The 16,519-nt window shown below is 65.6% G+C and carries 15 protein-coding genes; 12 read left to right on the forward strand and 3 right to left on the reverse strand.

Going from position 1 to position 16,519, the window contains the following annotated elements:
* Positions 1-135 precede the first annotated feature (135 nt).
* On the reverse strand, positions 136-1,902 hold the full coding sequence (locus C8J30_RS11520) for a peptidoglycan-binding protein (protein ID WP_181420855.1): 1,767 nt from the start codon (positions 1,900-1,902) through the stop codon (positions 136-138).
* A 179-nt stretch (positions 1,903-2,081) separates the two neighbouring features.
* Between C8J30_RS11520 and C8J30_RS11525 the strand changes: the two genes are divergently transcribed.
* From C8J30_RS11525 to glmM, 8 genes are all read left to right on the forward strand, one after another.
* A complete protein-coding gene (locus C8J30_RS11525; protein WP_110805998.1) occupies positions 2,082-3,020 on the forward strand; it encodes a glycine--tRNA ligase subunit alpha in 939 nt (312 codons plus the stop codon).
* Positions 3,017-3,427, forward strand: a complete 411-nt coding sequence (locus tag C8J30_RS11530; protein ID WP_110805999.1) for a DUF6446 family protein — start codon at positions 3,017-3,019, stop codon at positions 3,425-3,427. The genes C8J30_RS11525 and C8J30_RS11530 overlap by 4 nt, the downstream gene beginning before the upstream one ends.
* A 1-nt stretch (position 3,428) precedes the next feature.
* Positions 3,429-5,720, forward strand: coding sequence for a glycine--tRNA ligase subunit beta (gene glyS / locus C8J30_RS11535; protein WP_110806000.1), 2,292 nt, complete (start codon positions 3,429-3,431; stop codon positions 5,718-5,720).
* A 139-nt stretch (positions 5,721-5,859) separates the two neighbouring features.
* A complete protein-coding gene (locus tag C8J30_RS11540; RefSeq protein ID WP_110806001.1) occupies positions 5,860-8,397 on the forward strand; it encodes a putative PEP-binding protein in 2,538 nt (845 codons plus the stop codon).
* A gap of 278 nt (positions 8,398-8,675) precedes the next feature.
* Positions 8,676-9,344: a cell wall hydrolase gene (locus tag C8J30_RS11545; RefSeq protein WP_245909790.1), complete on the forward strand. Its 669-nt coding sequence runs from the start codon at positions 8,676-8,678 to the stop codon at positions 9,342-9,344.
* 83 nt (positions 9,345-9,427) lie between these two features.
* A complete protein-coding gene (locus C8J30_RS11550) occupies positions 9,428-10,339 on the forward strand; it encodes a dihydroneopterin aldolase (RefSeq protein ID WP_110806060.1) in 912 nt (303 codons plus the stop codon).
* Between the two features lie 48 nt (positions 10,340-10,387).
* Positions 10,388-11,404: a dihydropteroate synthase gene (gene folP, locus C8J30_RS11555; protein ID WP_110806002.1), complete on the forward strand. Its 1,017-nt coding sequence runs from the start codon at positions 10,388-10,390 to the stop codon at positions 11,402-11,404.
* Positions 11,401-12,747 carry a phosphoglucosamine mutase gene (gene glmM, locus C8J30_RS11560; protein WP_110806003.1) on the forward strand — a complete coding sequence of 449 codons (1,347 nt, stop codon included), beginning with the start codon at positions 11,401-11,403 and terminating at the stop codon, positions 12,745-12,747. Before folP ends, glmM begins: the two co-directional genes overlap by 4 nt.
* Positions 12,748-12,750: 3 nt before the next feature.
* Here the strand turns inward: glmM and C8J30_RS11565 are convergent, their stop codons facing one another.
* Together C8J30_RS11565 and ilvC are read right to left on the reverse strand one after the other, a co-directional pair.
* Positions 12,751-13,119, reverse strand: coding sequence for a hypothetical protein (locus C8J30_RS11565; protein ID WP_110806004.1), 369 nt, complete (start codon positions 13,117-13,119; stop codon positions 12,751-12,753).
* Between the two features lie 77 nt (positions 13,120-13,196).
* Positions 13,197-14,372 (reverse strand): ketol-acid reductoisomerase, encoded by a 1,176-nt coding sequence (gene ilvC, locus C8J30_RS11570; RefSeq protein ID WP_394341934.1) that lies wholly within the window; start codon positions 14,370-14,372, stop codon positions 13,197-13,199.
* Here ilvC and C8J30_RS11575 point away from each other — a divergent pair.
* The 4 genes from C8J30_RS11575 (at position 14,344) to C8J30_RS11590 (ending at position 16,511) form a co-directional block, all read left to right on the forward strand.
* The gene (locus tag C8J30_RS11575; RefSeq protein WP_110806061.1) at positions 14,344-14,802 is read left to right on the forward strand and encodes an Lrp/AsnC family transcriptional regulator; all 459 of its coding nucleotides are present in this window, start codon (positions 14,344-14,346) and stop codon (positions 14,800-14,802) included. The two genes, ilvC and C8J30_RS11575, sit on opposite strands and share 29 nt — an antisense overlap.
* The gene (locus tag C8J30_RS11580) at positions 14,799-15,257 is read left to right on the forward strand and encodes an Lrp/AsnC family transcriptional regulator (RefSeq protein WP_110806005.1); all 459 of its coding nucleotides are present in this window, start codon (positions 14,799-14,801) and stop codon (positions 15,255-15,257) included. Before C8J30_RS11575 ends, C8J30_RS11580 begins: the two co-directional genes overlap by 4 nt.
* Positions 15,258-15,386: 129 nt before the next feature.
* The gene (locus C8J30_RS11585) at positions 15,387-16,199 is read left to right on the forward strand and encodes an urease accessory protein UreD (RefSeq protein ID WP_110806062.1); all 813 of its coding nucleotides are present in this window, start codon (positions 15,387-15,389) and stop codon (positions 16,197-16,199) included.
* A gap of 9 nt (positions 16,200-16,208) precedes the next feature.
* Positions 16,209-16,511, forward strand: a complete 303-nt coding sequence (locus C8J30_RS11590; RefSeq protein ID WP_110806006.1) for an urease subunit gamma — start codon at positions 16,209-16,211, stop codon at positions 16,509-16,511.
* Positions 16,512-16,519 lie beyond the last annotated feature (8 nt).

The raw sequence follows: 16,519 nt of genomic DNA on the forward strand, positions 1-16,519 counted from the left end.
CACGGCGAAACCTAACGGCGCCGCAACGCGGCGCAAGGCAAAATTGCGAAATCGGGCAAATTAACTGGCCAATTTCGCGGGGTTTGCAAAGCCTCTGTCGTTTCCGATCTTCCGTTTGCCGCTTCGGTCGCGGCGCTATTTCCAGCAGGCGATCTGCGTGGTGATCCCCTGCGCCAAAGCCGAGATATCTTCGGCCGCCAGCGTTCCTTCGGCATCGGCCGCAAGCGGCGCAAAGCCCTTCTCGGCCAGCACCGGCACCAGCGCCGCGGTCTGCACCGCGACCGTCATGTCGGGCGGCAGCAGCTTCGTATCCGCCCCGCCGCGCGGCAGCACGACGCCCAGAACCGCCCCCGCACCATCGAGCACCGGCCCGCCGACATCGCCGGGCAGGGTGTGCACCGCCAGCCGCGCGCGGTCGGGCTCGCCCGCCAACCCGGTCAGATCCGAGAGCGTGCCGAAGCTGACCACCGGGGCCGACATCGCCTCGGGATAGGAGAAGCCCGCGACCGCCAGAGGCGCGCCGGGACCCGCCGCGACGGTCTCGAACCGAGCGACGGCGGGCGGGGCAATCGGGTCTTGCGGCAGCAGCACCGCCACGCCAAGGCGCGGATCGGTGAAGGCGATCTTGGCCGCAACATCCTCGATCGTGACCTTGCCACAGCGCTCCAGCCCCCCGGCCGCGGTCAGCACCGCGCCTTTCGCGTCAAGGAACAGCCCCGAGCGGGCAAATTCCGGGTGGCGCACGTCAAGCCCGGCAATCAGATCGCTTCGGCCCACCGCCATCGGCTGACCCAGCGTCGGGTCCAAAGCGGTGTCGCCCAAGGGCTTGAAGCTCGCCTTCATAGCCGCCAGCACCCGCGCCATCCGCGGCGCATCCGCTGCCGGATAGACCAGCGTGAAGCCCTTGATCAGCCCTTTCGAGAGCGTGACCTCGGTCACCGAATGGATCTGCGCATTCTCGCCCACCAGCGAGAACCCGGCCTTGCCGCGCTCGCGCGGGCCGGTCGTCGGCACGATCTCGAGCGAGGCCATCGCATCGTAAAGCCCGTAAAGCGTGTTCTGATCGCCCGGTTCCGAGATCAGCAGCACCTTGACCCCGGAATTCCCCTTGGCGCGGTAATGCACGAAGGGCGGGTCGTAATGGTCGAATTCGATCAGCCCGAGCGGCAGGTCGATGCCGATGCCCGCCTTGGTTTCCTCGACTGACGTGATGCCAAGGGCGGATTTCTCGCCCGCCACGGTGTCGAGAAGGCTCTTCAGTTCCGTCGATTTCAGCACGCCGGTCGGCTCGTACCCATGGCTGTCCTGCCAGGCCGCGATCGAGGCGCGGGTGCCCTTGCCGAAAGCGCCATCGACGCCGCCGGAATAGACGCCGACCCATTCGAGCGCTTCCTGGATCTGCATCCGTCCCTCGCGGCCCATCGCCTCTTCGGCGCGGCGCGCGTCTTCGAGCGTTTCGGCCGGGGGGGGCGCAGGCTCGGCGACCGGGGCGGGCGCTGCAGGCGCGGCCGGAACGGTCACGGCCGGGGCAGGCTGCGCCGTCGTCGTGCCCACCGGCCAGAACTGGCTTTGATGGCGCGCCCCGTCCGACACATAGCTGTCGGCCGGAATCGAGCCCGCGTTGCGCAGCTGGCGCAGCGCCTCGGCGGCGACTTCGGGCGTGTCATAGGGGCCAAGCGCCAGACCATACCAGCCGCCCTGCATCGCAAAACCGGCCGCATCGGGGAAGGTGGTCGACAGCTCTCGCAGCCGCTGTTCGGCCTGATCGCGGGTCGGAAGCGCCTCGATCTGCACCCAGGAGGTCTCGGCCATCGCGGTCGTCGCCCAGACCGTCAACGTCAGACCCAGCGCGCCCGCCCTCAGCACGTTCGCCGCCAGCGACCGCCGTATACCCGACCCCATAATGCCCCCTGCATCCATTCCGTCTTGCGTTCGCGGCAAATTAACAGGATGCGCGCCCGCGTCACCCCCCAAATCGCCGCATTTTCCACAGCCCGAGGCCGCATCCGGTGCCGGGCCCGGTTGACCCTGTGCCGCCCCTTGCCTAGAGAGAGGGCGTTTCCCTCTCAAGGTCGGTGACTATGGAAAAACCTGCTGCGCCCCGCTCGTTTCAGGAGATCATCCTGCGGCTGATGACCTATTGGTCCTCGAAGGGCTGCGCGGTGCTCCAGCCCTATGACATGGAAGTGGGGGCGGGCACCTTCCACCCGGCGACCACGCTGCGCAGCCTTGGCAGCCAGCCCTGGGCCGCGGCCTATGTGCAGCCCTCGCGTCGGCCGACCGATGGCCGCTACGGCGAGAACCCGAACCGGCTGCAGCACTATTATCAATATCAGGTGCTGATCAAACCGAGCCCGCCCGATCTGCAGGCGCTTTACCTCGGTTCGCTCGAGGCGATCGGGATCGATCTGGGCCTGCATGACATCCGCTTCGTCGAGGATGACTGGGAAAGCCCGACGCTCGGCGCTTGGGGTCTGGGCTGGGAGGTCTGGTGCGACGGCATGGAAGTCAGCCAGTTCACCTATTTCCAGCAGGTCGGCGGGCATGACTGCCGCCCGGTCTCGGGCGAGCTGACCTATGGTCTCGAACGTCTGGCGATGTATGTCCTTGGCATCGATCACGTCATGGACATGCCCTTCAACGATCCTTCCTCGCCGATCCCGTTGAAATATGGCGATATCTTCCGGCAGACCGAGGAAGAATATTCCCGCCACAACTTCGACGGCGCGAATACCGAGGTGCTGCTGCAGCACTTCCTCGATGCCGAGGCGGAATGCGAGCGGCTCCTGTCCTTCCCGGCCGAGGATCCGAATTCCGGCAAGCGCATCGTCATGGCCCATCCGGCCTATGACCAGTGCATCAAGGCTTCGCATCTCTTCAACCTGCTCGATGCGCGCGGCGTGATTTCGGTCACCGAACGGCAGGCCTATATCGGCCGCGTCCGCGCGCTGGCGAAGAAATGCGCAGATGCCTTCGTCACCACCACGGCGGGGGGCTGGACGCCGGAGGCGCAGGCGTGACACCGCTTCTGCCTGTCGCGGCCACGCTGGCGCTCGTGTCCGGTGCCGTCGCCTCGGCGCCGACCGAGGTGGCGCTGACGGCGATCGAAACCGGCCAGCCCGAGCCGATCCTGACCGACGCGTGGCAGGCGGGCGAGGGGTCGCTGGGCTGTTTTCACACGCCGCTGTCGCTTGCGCTCCTGACCGAGACCTTCGCCGTCTATGATGCGGCCGAGCCCCGGCCCGTGCCGCAGGCGCCGCCCTGTTTTGACGCCGCGCAGATCGGGGCCGATCTGGCCTCGGCCACCGCGATCGCCTTCCTTGGCGCGCGCAATATCGCCCCCGGCGTCGATCGTGTCGTCGCCGTCTATCCCGATGGCCGGGCCTATGTCTGGCAGCAACCGAATGACCTTGCGGGGAAAAACTGACATGCCCGAACTGCTGATCGAACTTTTCTCGGAAGAAATCCCGGCGCGCATGCAGGCGATGGCCCGCGAGACGCTGCGCAAGATGGTGACCGATGGTCTGGTCGAGGCCGGTCTGACCTATGGCCATGCGCAGGCCTTCTCGACGCCGCGCCGTCTGGTGCTGGCGCTCGACGGGCTCTCGACCGAAAGCCCGACCCTGCGCGAAGAACGCAAGGGCCCGGCGACGACCGCGCCCGAGGCCGCGGTGCAGGGCTTCCTGCGCTCGACCGGGCTGACGCTCGATCAGCTGGAAAAGCGCGACGACAAGAAGGGGCAGGTCTATTTCGCGGTGATCGAAAAGCCCGGCCGTGCCGCGCCCGCGATCGTGGCCGAGGTGCTGGAAAAGACGATCCGCACTTTCCCTTGGCCGAAGTCGATGCGCTGGGGCAATGGCACGCTGAAATGGGTGCGCCCGCTGCATTCGATCCTGTGCCTTCTGTCGGACGACACCGGGGCTTCGGTCGTTGATCTGGATGTGGATGGCATCCAATCGGGCAACACCACCGCCGGGCATCGCTTCATGGCGCCGGATCGTTTCGCCGTCACCGGCTTTGACGATTACGCCGCGAAGCTGAAAGCGGCCAAGGTGGTGCTGGACAGCGCCGAACGCGAGGCGATGATCTGGCACGATGCGACCCAGCTTGCCTTCGCGCAGGGGCTGGATCTCGTTGAAGACAAAGGTCTTTTGACCGAGGTTGCGGGGCTTGTCGAATTCCCGGTCGCGCTGATGGGGGCGATTGCGGAAGACTTCCTGCATCTGCCGCCCGAGGTGCTTCAAACCTCGATGCGGGAACATCAGAAGTTCTTCTCGGTGAAGAACCCGAAAACCGGCCGGATCGAGGGCTTTGTGACCGTCGCCAACCGCGAGACCGCGGATCATGGCGCGACGATCCTCAAGGGCAACCTGAAGGTGCTGTCGGCGCGGCTTTCCGATGCGCGGTTCTTCTGGGAACACGACCTGCGGGTGGTGAAGACCGAGGGGCTCGAAGGCATGGGCGCGGGGCTTGCGAACGTGACCTTCCACAACAAGCTGGGCTCGCAGGCCGCCCGGATCGCGCGGATCGAAGCCTTGGCGCGCGAGATTGCGCCGCTTGTGGGCGCGCAACCGGACCTCGCGGCCGAGGCCGCGCGGGTGGTGAAATCCGACCTGCGCTCGGCGATGGTCGGGGAATTCCCGGAGCTTCAGGGTCTGATGGGCAGCTATTACGCGAAAGCCGCGGGCCTGCCCGAGGCGGTGGCGACGGCCTGCAAGGGCCATTACTCGCCGCTGGGTCCGTCCGATGCCGTGCCCTCGGAGCCGGTGACGGTCGCGGTGGCCCTCGCCGACAAGATCGACACGCTGACCGGCTTCTGGGCCATCGACGAGAAACCCACGGGCTCGAAAGACCCCTTTGCGCTCCGCCGTGCCGCGTTGGGTGTGATCCGGCTGGTGCTGGGGAATGGGCTGCGGGTGGGGCTGGCGGACTTGGCGAGAAATGGAACTCTTGCGGCGCTTTGGGCGCACTATCAGGTTCCTTTCATGCTCGGCTATCGAGTTTATAAAGAAGACCAGTCTTCGTTTTGGATGAGCGGCTATTGCGCGAACCCCAATGACGAAGACAAGTATGTTCCTGTGCTCGACAAGGAAGTGTTTGCGATCAAGGCCGAACATGGCGATTTAGCCCGTGAGGTGGATATCGACCTCAACTTGGCGAACGTTCAACCGATCGCGAGTGTGGGTCAGATTGCCTCTGACCTCCTCTCCTTCTTCCATGACCGTCTCAAGGTCTTCCTGAAGGACGAGGGCATCCGTCACGACGTCATCGACGCCGTTCTCGCCATGCCCGGCAATGACGACCTGACGCTTGTCGTGAAACGGGCCGAGGCGCTGAGTGCCTTCCTCAAGACCGAGGATGGCCCGAACCTGATCCTGGGCTTCAAGCGGGCGAACAACATCCTGACGCAAGCCGAGGCGAAGGATGGCGTCGAATACAGCTTCGGCGCCGATGTGAAATTCGCCGAAGCCGAGGAAGAGAAAACCCTCTTCGCCGCGCTCGATGCCGCCGAAGCCGCGCTTGCCCCGGCGATGCAGGCCGAAGATTTCGCCACGGCGATGGCCGAAATGGCGAAACTGCGTGCCCCCATCGACGCCTTCTTCACCGCGGTGCAGATCAATGCCGAAAACCCGATCGTGCGGCGCAACCGGCTCAACCTGCTGTCGCGCATCCGGCAGATCTGCCAAAGCGTCGCCGATCTGACGAAACTCGAAGGCTGAGCTTCATCTTGCCAAAAATACCTCCGCCGGAGGCTCCTTCGGCGGGACACAACACGAAGGTCTGACAGTCGCGCCCCAAGGTCACTCTTGCGCCTGTCACAATTCGGCCTATCCTGCAAGCCGTCAGGGGCTCGCCGCAATGCAGAAAATCGCCGACTTCACCGAGTTCGTGGAACTCTCCCCCGCTGCGCCGGTGCAAGCCACCCGGCACGGCTGGCGGGCGAAGTGTCTGCAACGGTTGATCCGGCTCGATCTGCCGGTGCCGACGACGGTTGCGCTGCCGGTCGAAACGGTCCGCGCCATCGCCGCCGGACAGTTGCCCGACACCGCCCGCATCGCGGCGGTTTTCGGCAGTGATTTCCTTGTTTCCGTCCGCTCCAGCCCGGAAAACCCCGAATGGGGCGGGCCGGGGACGGTGTTGAATGTCGGCATGAACGACGCGATGCATGCGCGGATTTCCGACAGCCACGGGCGCGAGGCCGCCGATGCTCTTTACCTGCGCTTCGTGCAAAGCTACGCCACCCATGTCGCGCGGCTTGACCCCGACATGTTCCACGCGGGCCCCGGCGAAGGCGCGCTGGCGGCCGCGCTTTCGGCCTATCATGCCGAAACCGACGAGCCTTTCCCGCAAGACCCCGCCCGGCAACTGGCCGAGGTGCTGCGCTCGATGTCGCGGGCCTGGGAGGGCACGACGGCGCGGCTGCTTCGCCAGGCCAAGGGGGCGCCGCCCGATGCGGTGCTCGGCCTTCTGGTGCAGCGCATGGCCTTGGGGATCGGGCCGGGGATTTCCGGCTCGGGCACGATGCAATTCGTCGACAGCGTCACCGGCGCGCCGCGGATCATGGGCCGGTTTCGCGGCCAGTCGCAGGGGCGCTCGATTTCCGATGACACGCTGTTTCTGACCCGCGATCCGCGCGGGCTGTCGCTGGAAGAACTGGCGCCCGAGCTGTTTGCGGTGCTGCGCGGCTATGGCAGCGCCTGCCGGGCGCGGCTGCGCGAGGAAATGCAGCTGGAATTCGCCGTCGAGGGCGGTCGGATTTCGGTGATCGACGCGGTGCGCGTCGCGCGGTCTGCCCGGGCGACGGTGAAGATCGCGGTGGCTTTGGCCGAGGACGGGATCATCACCCGCGAGGATGCGCTCTTGCGTGTCGAACCCCGGGCGCTGACGGAACTGCTGCATTATCAAGTGGATCCGCGCGCGCCGCGTGACCGCTTTGCCCGTGGCATCGCGGCCAGCCCCGGCGCCGCCGTGGGCCGGATCGTCTTCACCGCCACCGCCGCGCAGGCCAGCGCCGCCCGTGGCGAGCCCTGTATCCTCGTGCGGCGCGAAACCGGCCCCGAGGATATCCGGGGGATGCATGCGGCCGTTGCTGTGCTGACCGAACGCGGCGGCATGACCTCGCACGCCGCGGTGATCGCCCGCGGTCTGGGTCTGCCCTGCATCGTCGGCTGCACCGAGGTGCAGATCAACGCCCGTGACCGCAGCTTGCGCGGCCCCGATGGTCGCACCTTCCTTGAAGGCGAGCTGATCACGGTGGACGGCAGCAATGGCGAAGTGCTGGCGGGCGCGGCCGAGATGCTGGAACCGGCGCTCGATGACGGGTTCCGTACGCTCTTGCGCTGGGCCGAGACGGTCTGCGACATCGGCATTCGCGCCAATGCCGACACGCCCGACGATGCCCGCACCGCGCGGATGTTCGACGCCGATGGCATCGGGCTGTGCCGGACCGAGCATATGTTCTTTGATGAAGACCGCCTGACGGTGATGCGCGAGATGATCTTTGCCGATACACCGAATGATCGGCGGGTGGCGCTTGATCGTTTGTTGCCGATGCAACGCGCGGACTTCATTGCGCTTTTCGACATCATGGCGGGGCAGCCCGTCTGCATCCGGCTGTTTGACCCGCCGCTGCACGAATTCCTGCCGCATGACCGCGAGGGGCTGCGCGAGCTGGCCGAGGCGCTCGACCGGCCGCTCTCCGAAGTGACCCGGCGCGTCGAGGCTTTGTCGGAATTCAACCCGATGCTGGGGATGCGCGGCGTGCGTCTGGGCGTGACCGTGCCCGAAATCTACGACATGCAGGCCCGCGCGATCTTCGAGGCGACCGTCGAGGCCAGCCGCCGCGGCGCCCCGGTGGTGCCCGAGGTGATGATCCCGCTCGTCTCTGCCGCGCGCGAGGTCGAGATCGTCAAGACCCGGATCGATGCCGTGGCCAGCGCCGTGCGCACCGAGATGAAGGCGGATTTCGCCTATCGTCTGGGGGTGATGGTGGAAACGCCGCGCGCCGCGCTGCGGGCGGGCGAGATCGCGCAACATGCGAATTTCCTGTCCTTCGGGACGAACGACCTGACGCAGATGACCTATGGCCTCTCGCGCGACGATGCTGGCCGGTTCATGTCGGCTTACGTCAACCAGCACGTCTATGCCGAGGATCCGTTCCACATCCTCGATGTCGAAGGGGTGGGGGAATTGTTGCTCATGGGCGCCTCGCGCGGCAAGGCGGCGCGGCGGGATGTGACCATCTCGGTCTGTGGTGAACACGGCGGTAACCCCGAATCAATCGCCTTCTGTCGGGCCGCCGGATTCGACTACGTGTCCTGTTCACCCTTCCGGGTGCCGGTTGCCCGGCTTGCAGGCGCACATTTCGCGCTTCTGGCCCCCAGGAATCGGTTTTGACGCAAAATGTTGCGTGAAAACGAGGTTAACGGAACAAAACCTCTGGTGTTTTTCTTGCGTTACCTTTAGTCGCATTCAGTAACCCGAGGGGTGAGTCGGGCCCTTCGTTTGCGCGGATTTCCGCCGCTTTTGCGGTGGAATGTGACCGCGCGCTTTCGCTTGGTGGACATCTTCATCTTTGCTGGGCTATGCCCATGCCGTCGCGGTCCTTGGGCCGGGGCGATTGTCCTTATCGAAAGAAGATCATGTCAGCGCTGAAAAGCTGGACTGGGGGAGCGATGATCCTCCTGGCCCTCGCCGGAGGCTCGCGTGCCGAAACGACGGTAAGCCAGTCGAACGATCCGACGGCGGTTGCCGAACAGGGGCTCGTGCAGCTTCTGTTCCAGGAACGGGTGGGATTGAGTTCGGTTCCCCCCGACAGGGTAGCCGCCATCACTGCCGCTCCCGAGAAGCGGAGTTGGCCCTGGAGCCGCGAAAAGGCCGTCGAGACGCCCGCCGAAATCAGCGAGGCTTGGCTTGCCGCGCAGCCCCGCGCCCGCGGAGATGCGCAATTTCAATGCCTTGCGCAGACAATCTATCACGAAGCCCGCGGCGAAAGCGTGCAGGGGCAGGTCGCGGTGGCCGAGGTGGTGCTGAACCGGCTCGAAGATCCGCGGTTTCCGAAGACGATCTGCGGCGTGGTCGGGCAGGGCGGTCACGGCGGCTGTGCCTTCAGCTGGACCTGTGATGGCCGTTCCGATCTGGCCAGCGACCGAGAGGCCTGGGATCAGGCCGCCAAGATCGCCCGCGCGATGATCGATGGCGCGCCGCGGCATCTGACCGCCGGGGCGACCTTCTTCCACACACGCGGCGTGCGTCCGACCTGGACGCGCAGCTTCGAGCGCACGGCGCAGATCGGCGCGCATACCTTCTATCGCCGCGCCTTGCAGACAGCGGCGCTCCAGTAGGTCGCAACCGCCGTCGCGAATGACGTTTCGGGGTGGGCTTCGGTTCGCCCCGTTTCTATATCTGGGGGCGAAAGGTGGCCTTCATGCACTCCGACACGTCTCTTGCTTTCGCCCATCCCGAAGAGCGCGCGCTCGCCTCGGCGCCCGCCGATCCGCGCGACCGGATCAGCCTGCGCGACCACGTGGTGCTGGCCGATATCGGCGCCTTCCAGCAAGAGCGCGGCCATGGCCAGCGGCTGAATTTCAACGTCGTGGTCGAGGTGACGCCCGAGACGGGGCCGCTCGAAGACGATGTGGATCGCATCCTGTCCTATGACCGCATCACCGAGGCGATTGCGGCGGAACTGGCTGCCGAGCGGCTCAATCTGCTTGAAACGCTTGCCGAGCGGGTGGCCGAGCGGATCCTGGCGCAGCCCCGCGCGATGCGGGTTTTCGTGCGCATCGAGAAGCTCGACCGTGGTCCGGGGGCGCTTGGCGTCGAGATCGTGCGCTCGCGGGCCTCGGTGCCGGTGAAGGCGCTCGACGAGGATGCGACGCTGCACCCCGTCGTGGCCTATCTGTCGAATGATGTGATCGCGGCGCCGGATCTGGCCGAACGGCTCGACCGGCTGGCGGCCTCGGGTGTGCCGGTGATTCTGGCCGTGGGCATGCCTGCCGCGACCCCGCCCGAGACGGGCCACCGGCCGACGCAGCGGCGCATCGATCTGCTGGCGATCGAGCAGAACGCCTGGGTGCTGGCCGCGCGCGATCCGCGCTGCGTCGTGGTGGCGACGCGGACCGAGATCGACTGGGCGATGCGGCGCGGTCAGATGCTGGTCTGGGCGCCCTCAAAGATCGTTCTGGATGCCGTCGACGGCCCGAAGGGCGCCGTGCGCGACACCGGCACGCTGATCCTGTGGCTGGCCGAGCAGATGGCCGCGACCCGGCTCGAGCTTCACGGCGATGTTTCAGCCCCGGCGGGAAGTCGCGTGCCGGTGGTTTCGATCGCGCCTTGAGCGCCGCTTCACCTTGCCAAGCGGCGGCTCTTTGGCGAAGAGAGACGCATGAAAACCTGGTTTCGTCCCATCGCCCAGACCGATGTCGTCCGGCCCGCCACGGCCCTGCCGCTGGCCGGAGGCTGGTGCTGGTTCACCCATGCCGAAGTTTTGACGCGCGCCGGCTCGCAAGGGCTTGTCGCTGCCGCTGACCTGCCGGCCGAGGTGTTGACGCGGCTCACCGCCCCGCGGGCGCCGCTGGCGGGGATCGCCTTTGACCGGCCCTCGGTCATGGGCATTCTGAACGTGACGCCCGACAGCTTTTCCGATGGTGGCCGGTTCGACGCGCCCGATGCGGCGCTGGCGCAAGCGCTGGCGCTTGCCGCGGCCGGGGCCGACATTCTCGACATCGGCGGCGAGTCGACCCGTCCCGGCGCGGCGGAAGTGCCCGTCGCGGAGGAGATTTCCCGCACCGCCCCGGTGATCGCCGCCTTGCGTGCGCAGGGCTTCGCGCCGCCGATCTCGATCGACACCCGCAAGGCCGCGGTGGCCGAGGCTGCGGTGGCGGCGGGGGCGGGGCTGGTGAACGACGTTTCGGCGATGCTCTTTGACGGGGCGATGGCGGCGACGGTGGCGGGATCGGACGCCGCTCTGTGCTTGATGCATGCCCAGGGCACACCCGCGACGATGCAGGCCGAGCCGCGCTATGACGATGTGCTGCTGGATGTTTACGAGCATCTGGAGGCGCGGGTGCTGGCCGCCGAAGCGGCGGGGATCGACCGGTCCCGCGTGCTGCTTGATCCCGGCATCGGCTTTGGCAAGACGGTCGCGCATAACCTGACGCTGCTGCGGGGGCTGTCGCTGTTTCATGGCTTGGGCTGCCCGATCTTGCTCGGGGTCTCGCGCAAGCGCTTCATCGGCACCATCGCCGGGGTCGATCAGGCCGATGCGCGCGCCCCCGGAACGCTGGCCGTGACGCTGGCGGGGCTTGCGCAGGGGGTGCAGATGCACCGGGTTCACGACGTTGCCGAGATCGCCCAAGGCATCCGGCTTTTTGACGCTATCACAAGGGGTTATGCGCCATGACGCGGAAACTGTTCGGCACCGACGGGGTTCGGGGCGAGGCCAATACCTGGCCGATGACGGCGGAAATGGCGCTGAAACTGGGCGCGGCGGCGGGTCGGTATTTCCGTCGCGACGGGCGCAACGGGCATCGCGTGGTGATCGGCAAGGACACGCGGCTGTCGGGCTACATGCTCGAAAACGCGCTGACCGCCGGCCTCACGTCGACCGGGATGAACGTGCTTTTGCTTGGTCCGGTGCCGACGCCTGCGGTCGGCTATTTGACCCGTTCGATGCGGGCGGATCTGGGGATCATGATCTCGGCCAGCCATAACCCTGCAAAAGACAATGGAATCAAGTTTTTCGGTCCAGATGGCTTCAAGCTTTCGGACGAGGCCGAGATGGAGATCGAGGCGCTCGTTGCGGGGGAAGTCCGTCTGGCGCAGCCGCAGAACATCGGGCGCGCGAAGCGGATCGACGACTGGCTCGGCCGCTATGTCGAATATGCCAAGACCACCTTTCCGGCGCGCGACCTTCTTTCGGGGCTGAAGGTCGTCGTCGATTGCGCGAATGGCGCCGCCTACAAGGCCGCGCCGCAGGTGTTGTGGGAACTGGGCTGCGAGGTGATCGAGGTTGGCACGAAGCCGAACGGCCTGAACATCAACGAGAAATGCGGTTCGACCTACACCCAGACCGCGGCCGAGGCGGTGGTGACGCATGGGGCGGATCTGGGGATTGCGCTCGACGGCGATGCCGACCGGGTGATGATCCTCGACGAGCACGGCATGGTGGCCGATGGCGATCAGATCATGGCGCTTTTTGCCTCGCGCTGGGCCGAGGCCGGGCTTTTGCGCGGTGGCGCCCTCGTTGCCACGGTGATGTCGAACCTTGGTCTGGAACGCTTTCTCACCGGGCGCGGGGTCGGGCTTGAACGCACGGCGGTCGGCGATCGCTATGTGGTCGAGCGGATGCGCGCGGGCGGTTTCAACCTTGGCGGCGAGCAATCGGGCCATATCGTGATGACCGATTACGCAACGACGGGCGACGGTCTGATGGCGGGGCTGCAATTTCTGGCCGCGATGGCCGAGACCGGACAACGCGCCTCGGAACTGACCCGGCAATTCGAAACCGTGCCGCAGATGTTGAAAAACGTAAAGTTCAAGGCTGGGCAGTTACCGCTTGAGAACGAAAACGTTCGAAAAGTGATAGCCGCTGCGGAGGACAAGATCGCCGGTCAGGGCCGGATCCTGATCCGGAAATCGGGTACCGAACCGCTCATCCGGGTGATGGCCGAATGCGAAGATGCTGCTCTTCTGGCTGAAACGGTCGAGGGGATCGTGGCGGCGGTCGAGCAGGCCACCGCCTGAGGGTTACAGCGTGACGGCGGCGTAAAGCCCGTAAACGGCGATCCCCGCCGTCACGATCACTCCGGCGATCGGATAGCCGCCGCGCACGCCAAGGCGCAGGAGCGCCCGCAGCACGCCGAGCGTCCAGAGCGCATAAAGCCCGGCGACGACGCGCAGGAAGGGCATCATCGCCCCGGGCGCCTCGGCGTAAAGCATCCCGGCAATCAGCACCACGGCGGGCACGACGAAGAGCATCACGCCAAACAGTCCAAGCCAGAATGTGTCGCCAAATCCGAGCCTTGCGCCGAAAAGATCAGCAAACCAGCCGGGGGTGAAGATCTTGGCGCGCTCGACCGCCAACGCCTCAAGCTGCTTTTCGTTCAATTCGCTCATCGGTCTCTCCTTTGCGCCGACCCTGAACGAAAAAGGGGCGCCCCGCAAGGCGCCCCCCGGAAGTCCTGTCGCGCGGATCAGTTGCGCGAACGATCGACCATCTTGCCCTTGGCGATCCACGGCATCATCGCGCGCAGTTTCGCGCCGACTTGCTCGATCTGATGCTCGTCGTTGATGCGACGGGTGGCCTTGAAGAACGGCTGGCCGACGGCGTTTTCCTGCATGAAATCGCGCACGAATTTGCCGGTCTGGATGTCGGTCAGCACGGCTTTCATGCGGGCCTTGGTCTCGTCGTAGGGCAGGATGCGCGGGCCCGAGACATATTCGCCATATTCGGCGGTGTTCGAGATCGAGTAGTTCATGTTCGCGATGCCGCCTTCGTAGATCAGGTCCACGATCAGCTTCACTTCGTGCAGGCACTCGAAATAGGCCATTTCCGGCTCGTAACCGGCTTCCACGAGGGTCTCGAAGCCCATGCGGATCAGCTCGACCAGACCGCCGCAGAGCACGGCTTGTTCGCCGAACAGGTCGGTTTCGCATTCCTGACGGAAGTTCGTCTCGATGATGCCCGAGCGGCCGCCACCAATGGCCGAGCAATAGGACAGCGCGATGTCCTGCGCCTTGCCGGTCGCGTCATTGTGCACCGCGAACAGGCAGGGCACGCCGCCGCCCTTGGTGTATTCGCCGCGCACGGTGTGGCCCGGGCCTTTCGGCGCCATCATGATCACGTCGATGCCCGGCTTCGGCTCGATCAGGCCGAAATGCACGTTCAGACCGTGGGCGAAAGCGATCGCCGCGCCTTCGCGCAGGTTGTCATGGACGTATTTCTTGTAGGTCTCGGCCTGAAGTTCGTCGGGCATGGTGAACATGATCACGTCGCACCAGGCAGCGGCTTCGGCGATCCCCATCACCTTCAGGCCTTCGCCTTCGGCTTTCTTCGCCGAGGGCGAACCCTCGCGCAGCGCGACGACGACGTTCTTGGCGCCCGAGTCGCGCAGGTTCAGCGCGTGGGCGTGACCTTGCGAGCCGTAGCCCAGAATGGCGACCTTTTTGTCCTTGATCAGGTTCACATCGCAATCGCGATCATAAAACACGCGCATGGCGTTCCTCCATTTTTGATGAAGGCAGAATAGGCGGTTTGCGGCGATTGCGCATTCAAACTTCATCGAATATGCATCAGATGAATAAAGATCATTCGTCATAATGGCAATAGGCGAGAAAATCATGCAGGTGGACGATATCGACCGACGCATCCTGCGGCAGATGCAGGCCGACCCGGGGCTGCCCCGCGCCGAATTGGCCGAGCGTGCCGGGGTGACCTCCGCCAGCCTGTGGCGGCGGATCGAGCGGCTGCGCGAGGGCGGCATCATCCGCGCCGAGGAGGCGGTGATCGACTGGCGCAAACTCGGCTGGGAGATCGAGGTCTCGGTGCGCTTCACGCTGGACAAGACCCAGCCCGGGTTCTTTGACGAATTTCTTCATGCCGCGCGCAAGGTGCCGGAAGTCACGGAAATTCAGACCTTTCTCGGTCAGGTCGATGTGCGGTTGAACGTGATTGCCCGCGACATGGCGCATTATCAGGAGATTTACCGCGAACGCATCTTGGCGCTGCCGCATATCGCCGACACCGATGCGCTGATGCTGATTTCGACGCTGAAGGACACGGCGGAGTTGCCGCTGTGATCGCGCTCGATGACATCGACCGCGCGATCCTGCGGGCGCTTTCTGACGATGCGACGCTGGGGGCAGGGGAGCTTGGCCGTCGGTTCGGGCTCTCGCAGCCTGCGGCCTGGCGACGAGTTAGGCGGCTCGAAGAGGCCGGGGTGATCGCGGGGCGCCGCCTTGTGCTGGATCGGCAGGCGCTCGGCTTTGGCGTTACCGTCTTTCTGGGCATCAAACTTGCGACCAAGGGGCGGATTTCGTTTGAAGATTTCGAGCGCGCCGTGCAGGCGATCCCCGAGGTGCAGGTGGTGCAGCACGTTCTTGGCCGCTTCGACTATCGGCTGCGCGTCGGCGCCCGCGACATTGCCGATTTCGAGCGCGTGCTGCGGCGCCGGATCATGACCCTGCCCGGGGTCGGGCAGATCGAGGCGAATGTGATGCTGTCAGAGGAGCGCCGTCCGGGGCCGCTCGGCTAGTTTTTGGACCGATTAATGCGTGAGCAATGCGGCGTCATTTTGTGCACTTCAGGTCTGGCCGCATTCTTGCTGTGATCCTCTGCCGTGCCTGACATGGACGCGCGCCCGCGCCGGGCGTTTGCTGTCGCCATGTTCGACTCTGCGCATCCGCCTCGTTTTCAGCGCAGCCACGGCCATGCCGCCGTGGCCTTCGACGGCGCACGTCTCAAAACCCTCGCGCAACGCGGCTCGGCGAAGGCCCTGTTGCCCCATGTGCGTGGCGTGCCGGAGGTGGTGTTTCTGAACACCTCGGGCGGTCTGACGGCGGGGGATACGCTGCGCTACGGGCTTGATCTGGACGGAGGTGCCAAGGTCGTGGCGACGACGCAGGCGGCCGAGCGCGCCTACCGGGCCGAGGGCGACGCCGCGCGGGTGACGGTCGCGCATCGGGTCGGGCAGGGGGGGTGGCTCGACTGGCTGCCGCAGGAAACGATCCTGTTTGATCGGGCGCGGCTGCATCGCGAGACCACGGTGGATCTGGCCCCTGATGCCGGGTGCCTGCTGCTCGAGGCGGTGGTTCTGGGTCGTGCCGCGATGGGCGAGACAGTGCAAGACTTGCACTTTTGCGACATTCGCTGCGTTTCGAGGGCCGGAAAAACAATATTTCTGGAACCTCTGCTGCATAATTCGAACATTCAAGCCAAGGGCCCGCGTGCGGCGCTGCTTGGCTCTGCGCGCGCATTCGCGACGCTTGTTCTGTGTGCGCAGGGGGCGGAAGACGCGGTCGGTCAAGCGCGTGCAGCCTTGACGGTGCCCGGTGTCGAGGCCGCCGCTTCGGGCTTTGACGGCAAATGCGTGGTGCGATTGCTGGCCGAGGATGGTTGGCCGCTGCGCAAACAGATCCTGCAACTGATGGGCGCATTGCGGCGGGGCAGTCCCCCGCCGCGCGTCTGGCAAACCTGAGGGGACAAGATGAACCTGAGCCCGCGTGAAAAGGAAAAGCTGCTCGTCAGCCTTGCCGCCATGGTGGCGCGGAACCGGCTGGAGCGGGGGGTGAAGCTCAACCACCCGGAAGCCATTGCGATCATTTCAGATTTCGTCGTTGAAGGCGCGCGCGAGGGCCGCACGGTCGCTGACCTCATGGAGGCGGGCGCCCATGTCATCGCGCGCGAGCAGTGCATGGAGGGGATCGCCGAGATGATCCACTCGATCCAGGTCGAGGCGACCTTTCCCGACGGCACCAAACTTGTCACCGTCCATCACCCGATCCGTTGAGGTAAGCC

The organism is Rhodobacter viridis, assembly GCF_003217355.1.
Lineage (GTDB): Bacteria > Pseudomonadota > Alphaproteobacteria > Rhodobacterales > Rhodobacteraceae > Rhodobacter > Rhodobacter viridis.

Coding starts and splice junctions, on each gene's coding strand:
- C8J30_RS11520 (WP_181420855.1), bottom strand. CDS start 1,902: ATGGGGTCGGGTATACGGCGGTCGCTGGCGGCGAACGTGCTGAGGGCG.
- C8J30_RS11525 (WP_110805998.1), top strand. CDS start 2,082: ATGGAAAAACCTGCTGCGCCCCGCTCGTTTCAGGAGATCATCCTGCGG.
- glyS (WP_110806000.1), top strand. CDS start 3,429: ATGCCCGAACTGCTGATCGAACTTTTCTCGGAAGAAATCCCGGCGCGC.
- C8J30_RS11540 (WP_110806001.1), top strand. CDS start 5,860: ATGCAGAAAATCGCCGACTTCACCGAGTTCGTGGAACTCTCCCCCGCT.
- C8J30_RS11545 (WP_245909790.1), top strand. CDS start 8,676: ATGATCCTCCTGGCCCTCGCCGGAGGCTCGCGTGCCGAAACGACGGTA.
- C8J30_RS11550 (WP_110806060.1), top strand. CDS start 9,428: ATGCACTCCGACACGTCTCTTGCTTTCGCCCATCCCGAAGAGCGCGCG.
- folP (WP_110806002.1), top strand. CDS start 10,388: ATGAAAACCTGGTTTCGTCCCATCGCCCAGACCGATGTCGTCCGGCCC.
- glmM (WP_110806003.1), top strand. CDS start 11,401: ATGACGCGGAAACTGTTCGGCACCGACGGGGTTCGGGGCGAGGCCAAT.
- C8J30_RS11565 (WP_110806004.1), bottom strand. CDS start 13,119: ATGAGCGAATTGAACGAAAAGCAGCTTGAGGCGTTGGCGGTCGAGCGC.
- C8J30_RS11575 (WP_110806061.1), top strand. CDS start 14,344: ATGCAGGTGGACGATATCGACCGACGCATCCTGCGGCAGATGCAGGCC.
- ilvC (WP_394341934.1), bottom strand. CDS start 14,372: ATGCGTCGGTCGATATCGTCCACCTGCATGATTTTCTCGCCTATTGCC.
- C8J30_RS11585 (WP_110806062.1), top strand. CDS start 15,387: ATGTTCGACTCTGCGCATCCGCCTCGTTTTCAGCGCAGCCACGGCCAT.
- C8J30_RS11590 (WP_110806006.1), top strand. CDS start 16,209: ATGAACCTGAGCCCGCGTGAAAAGGAAAAGCTGCTCGTCAGCCTTGCC.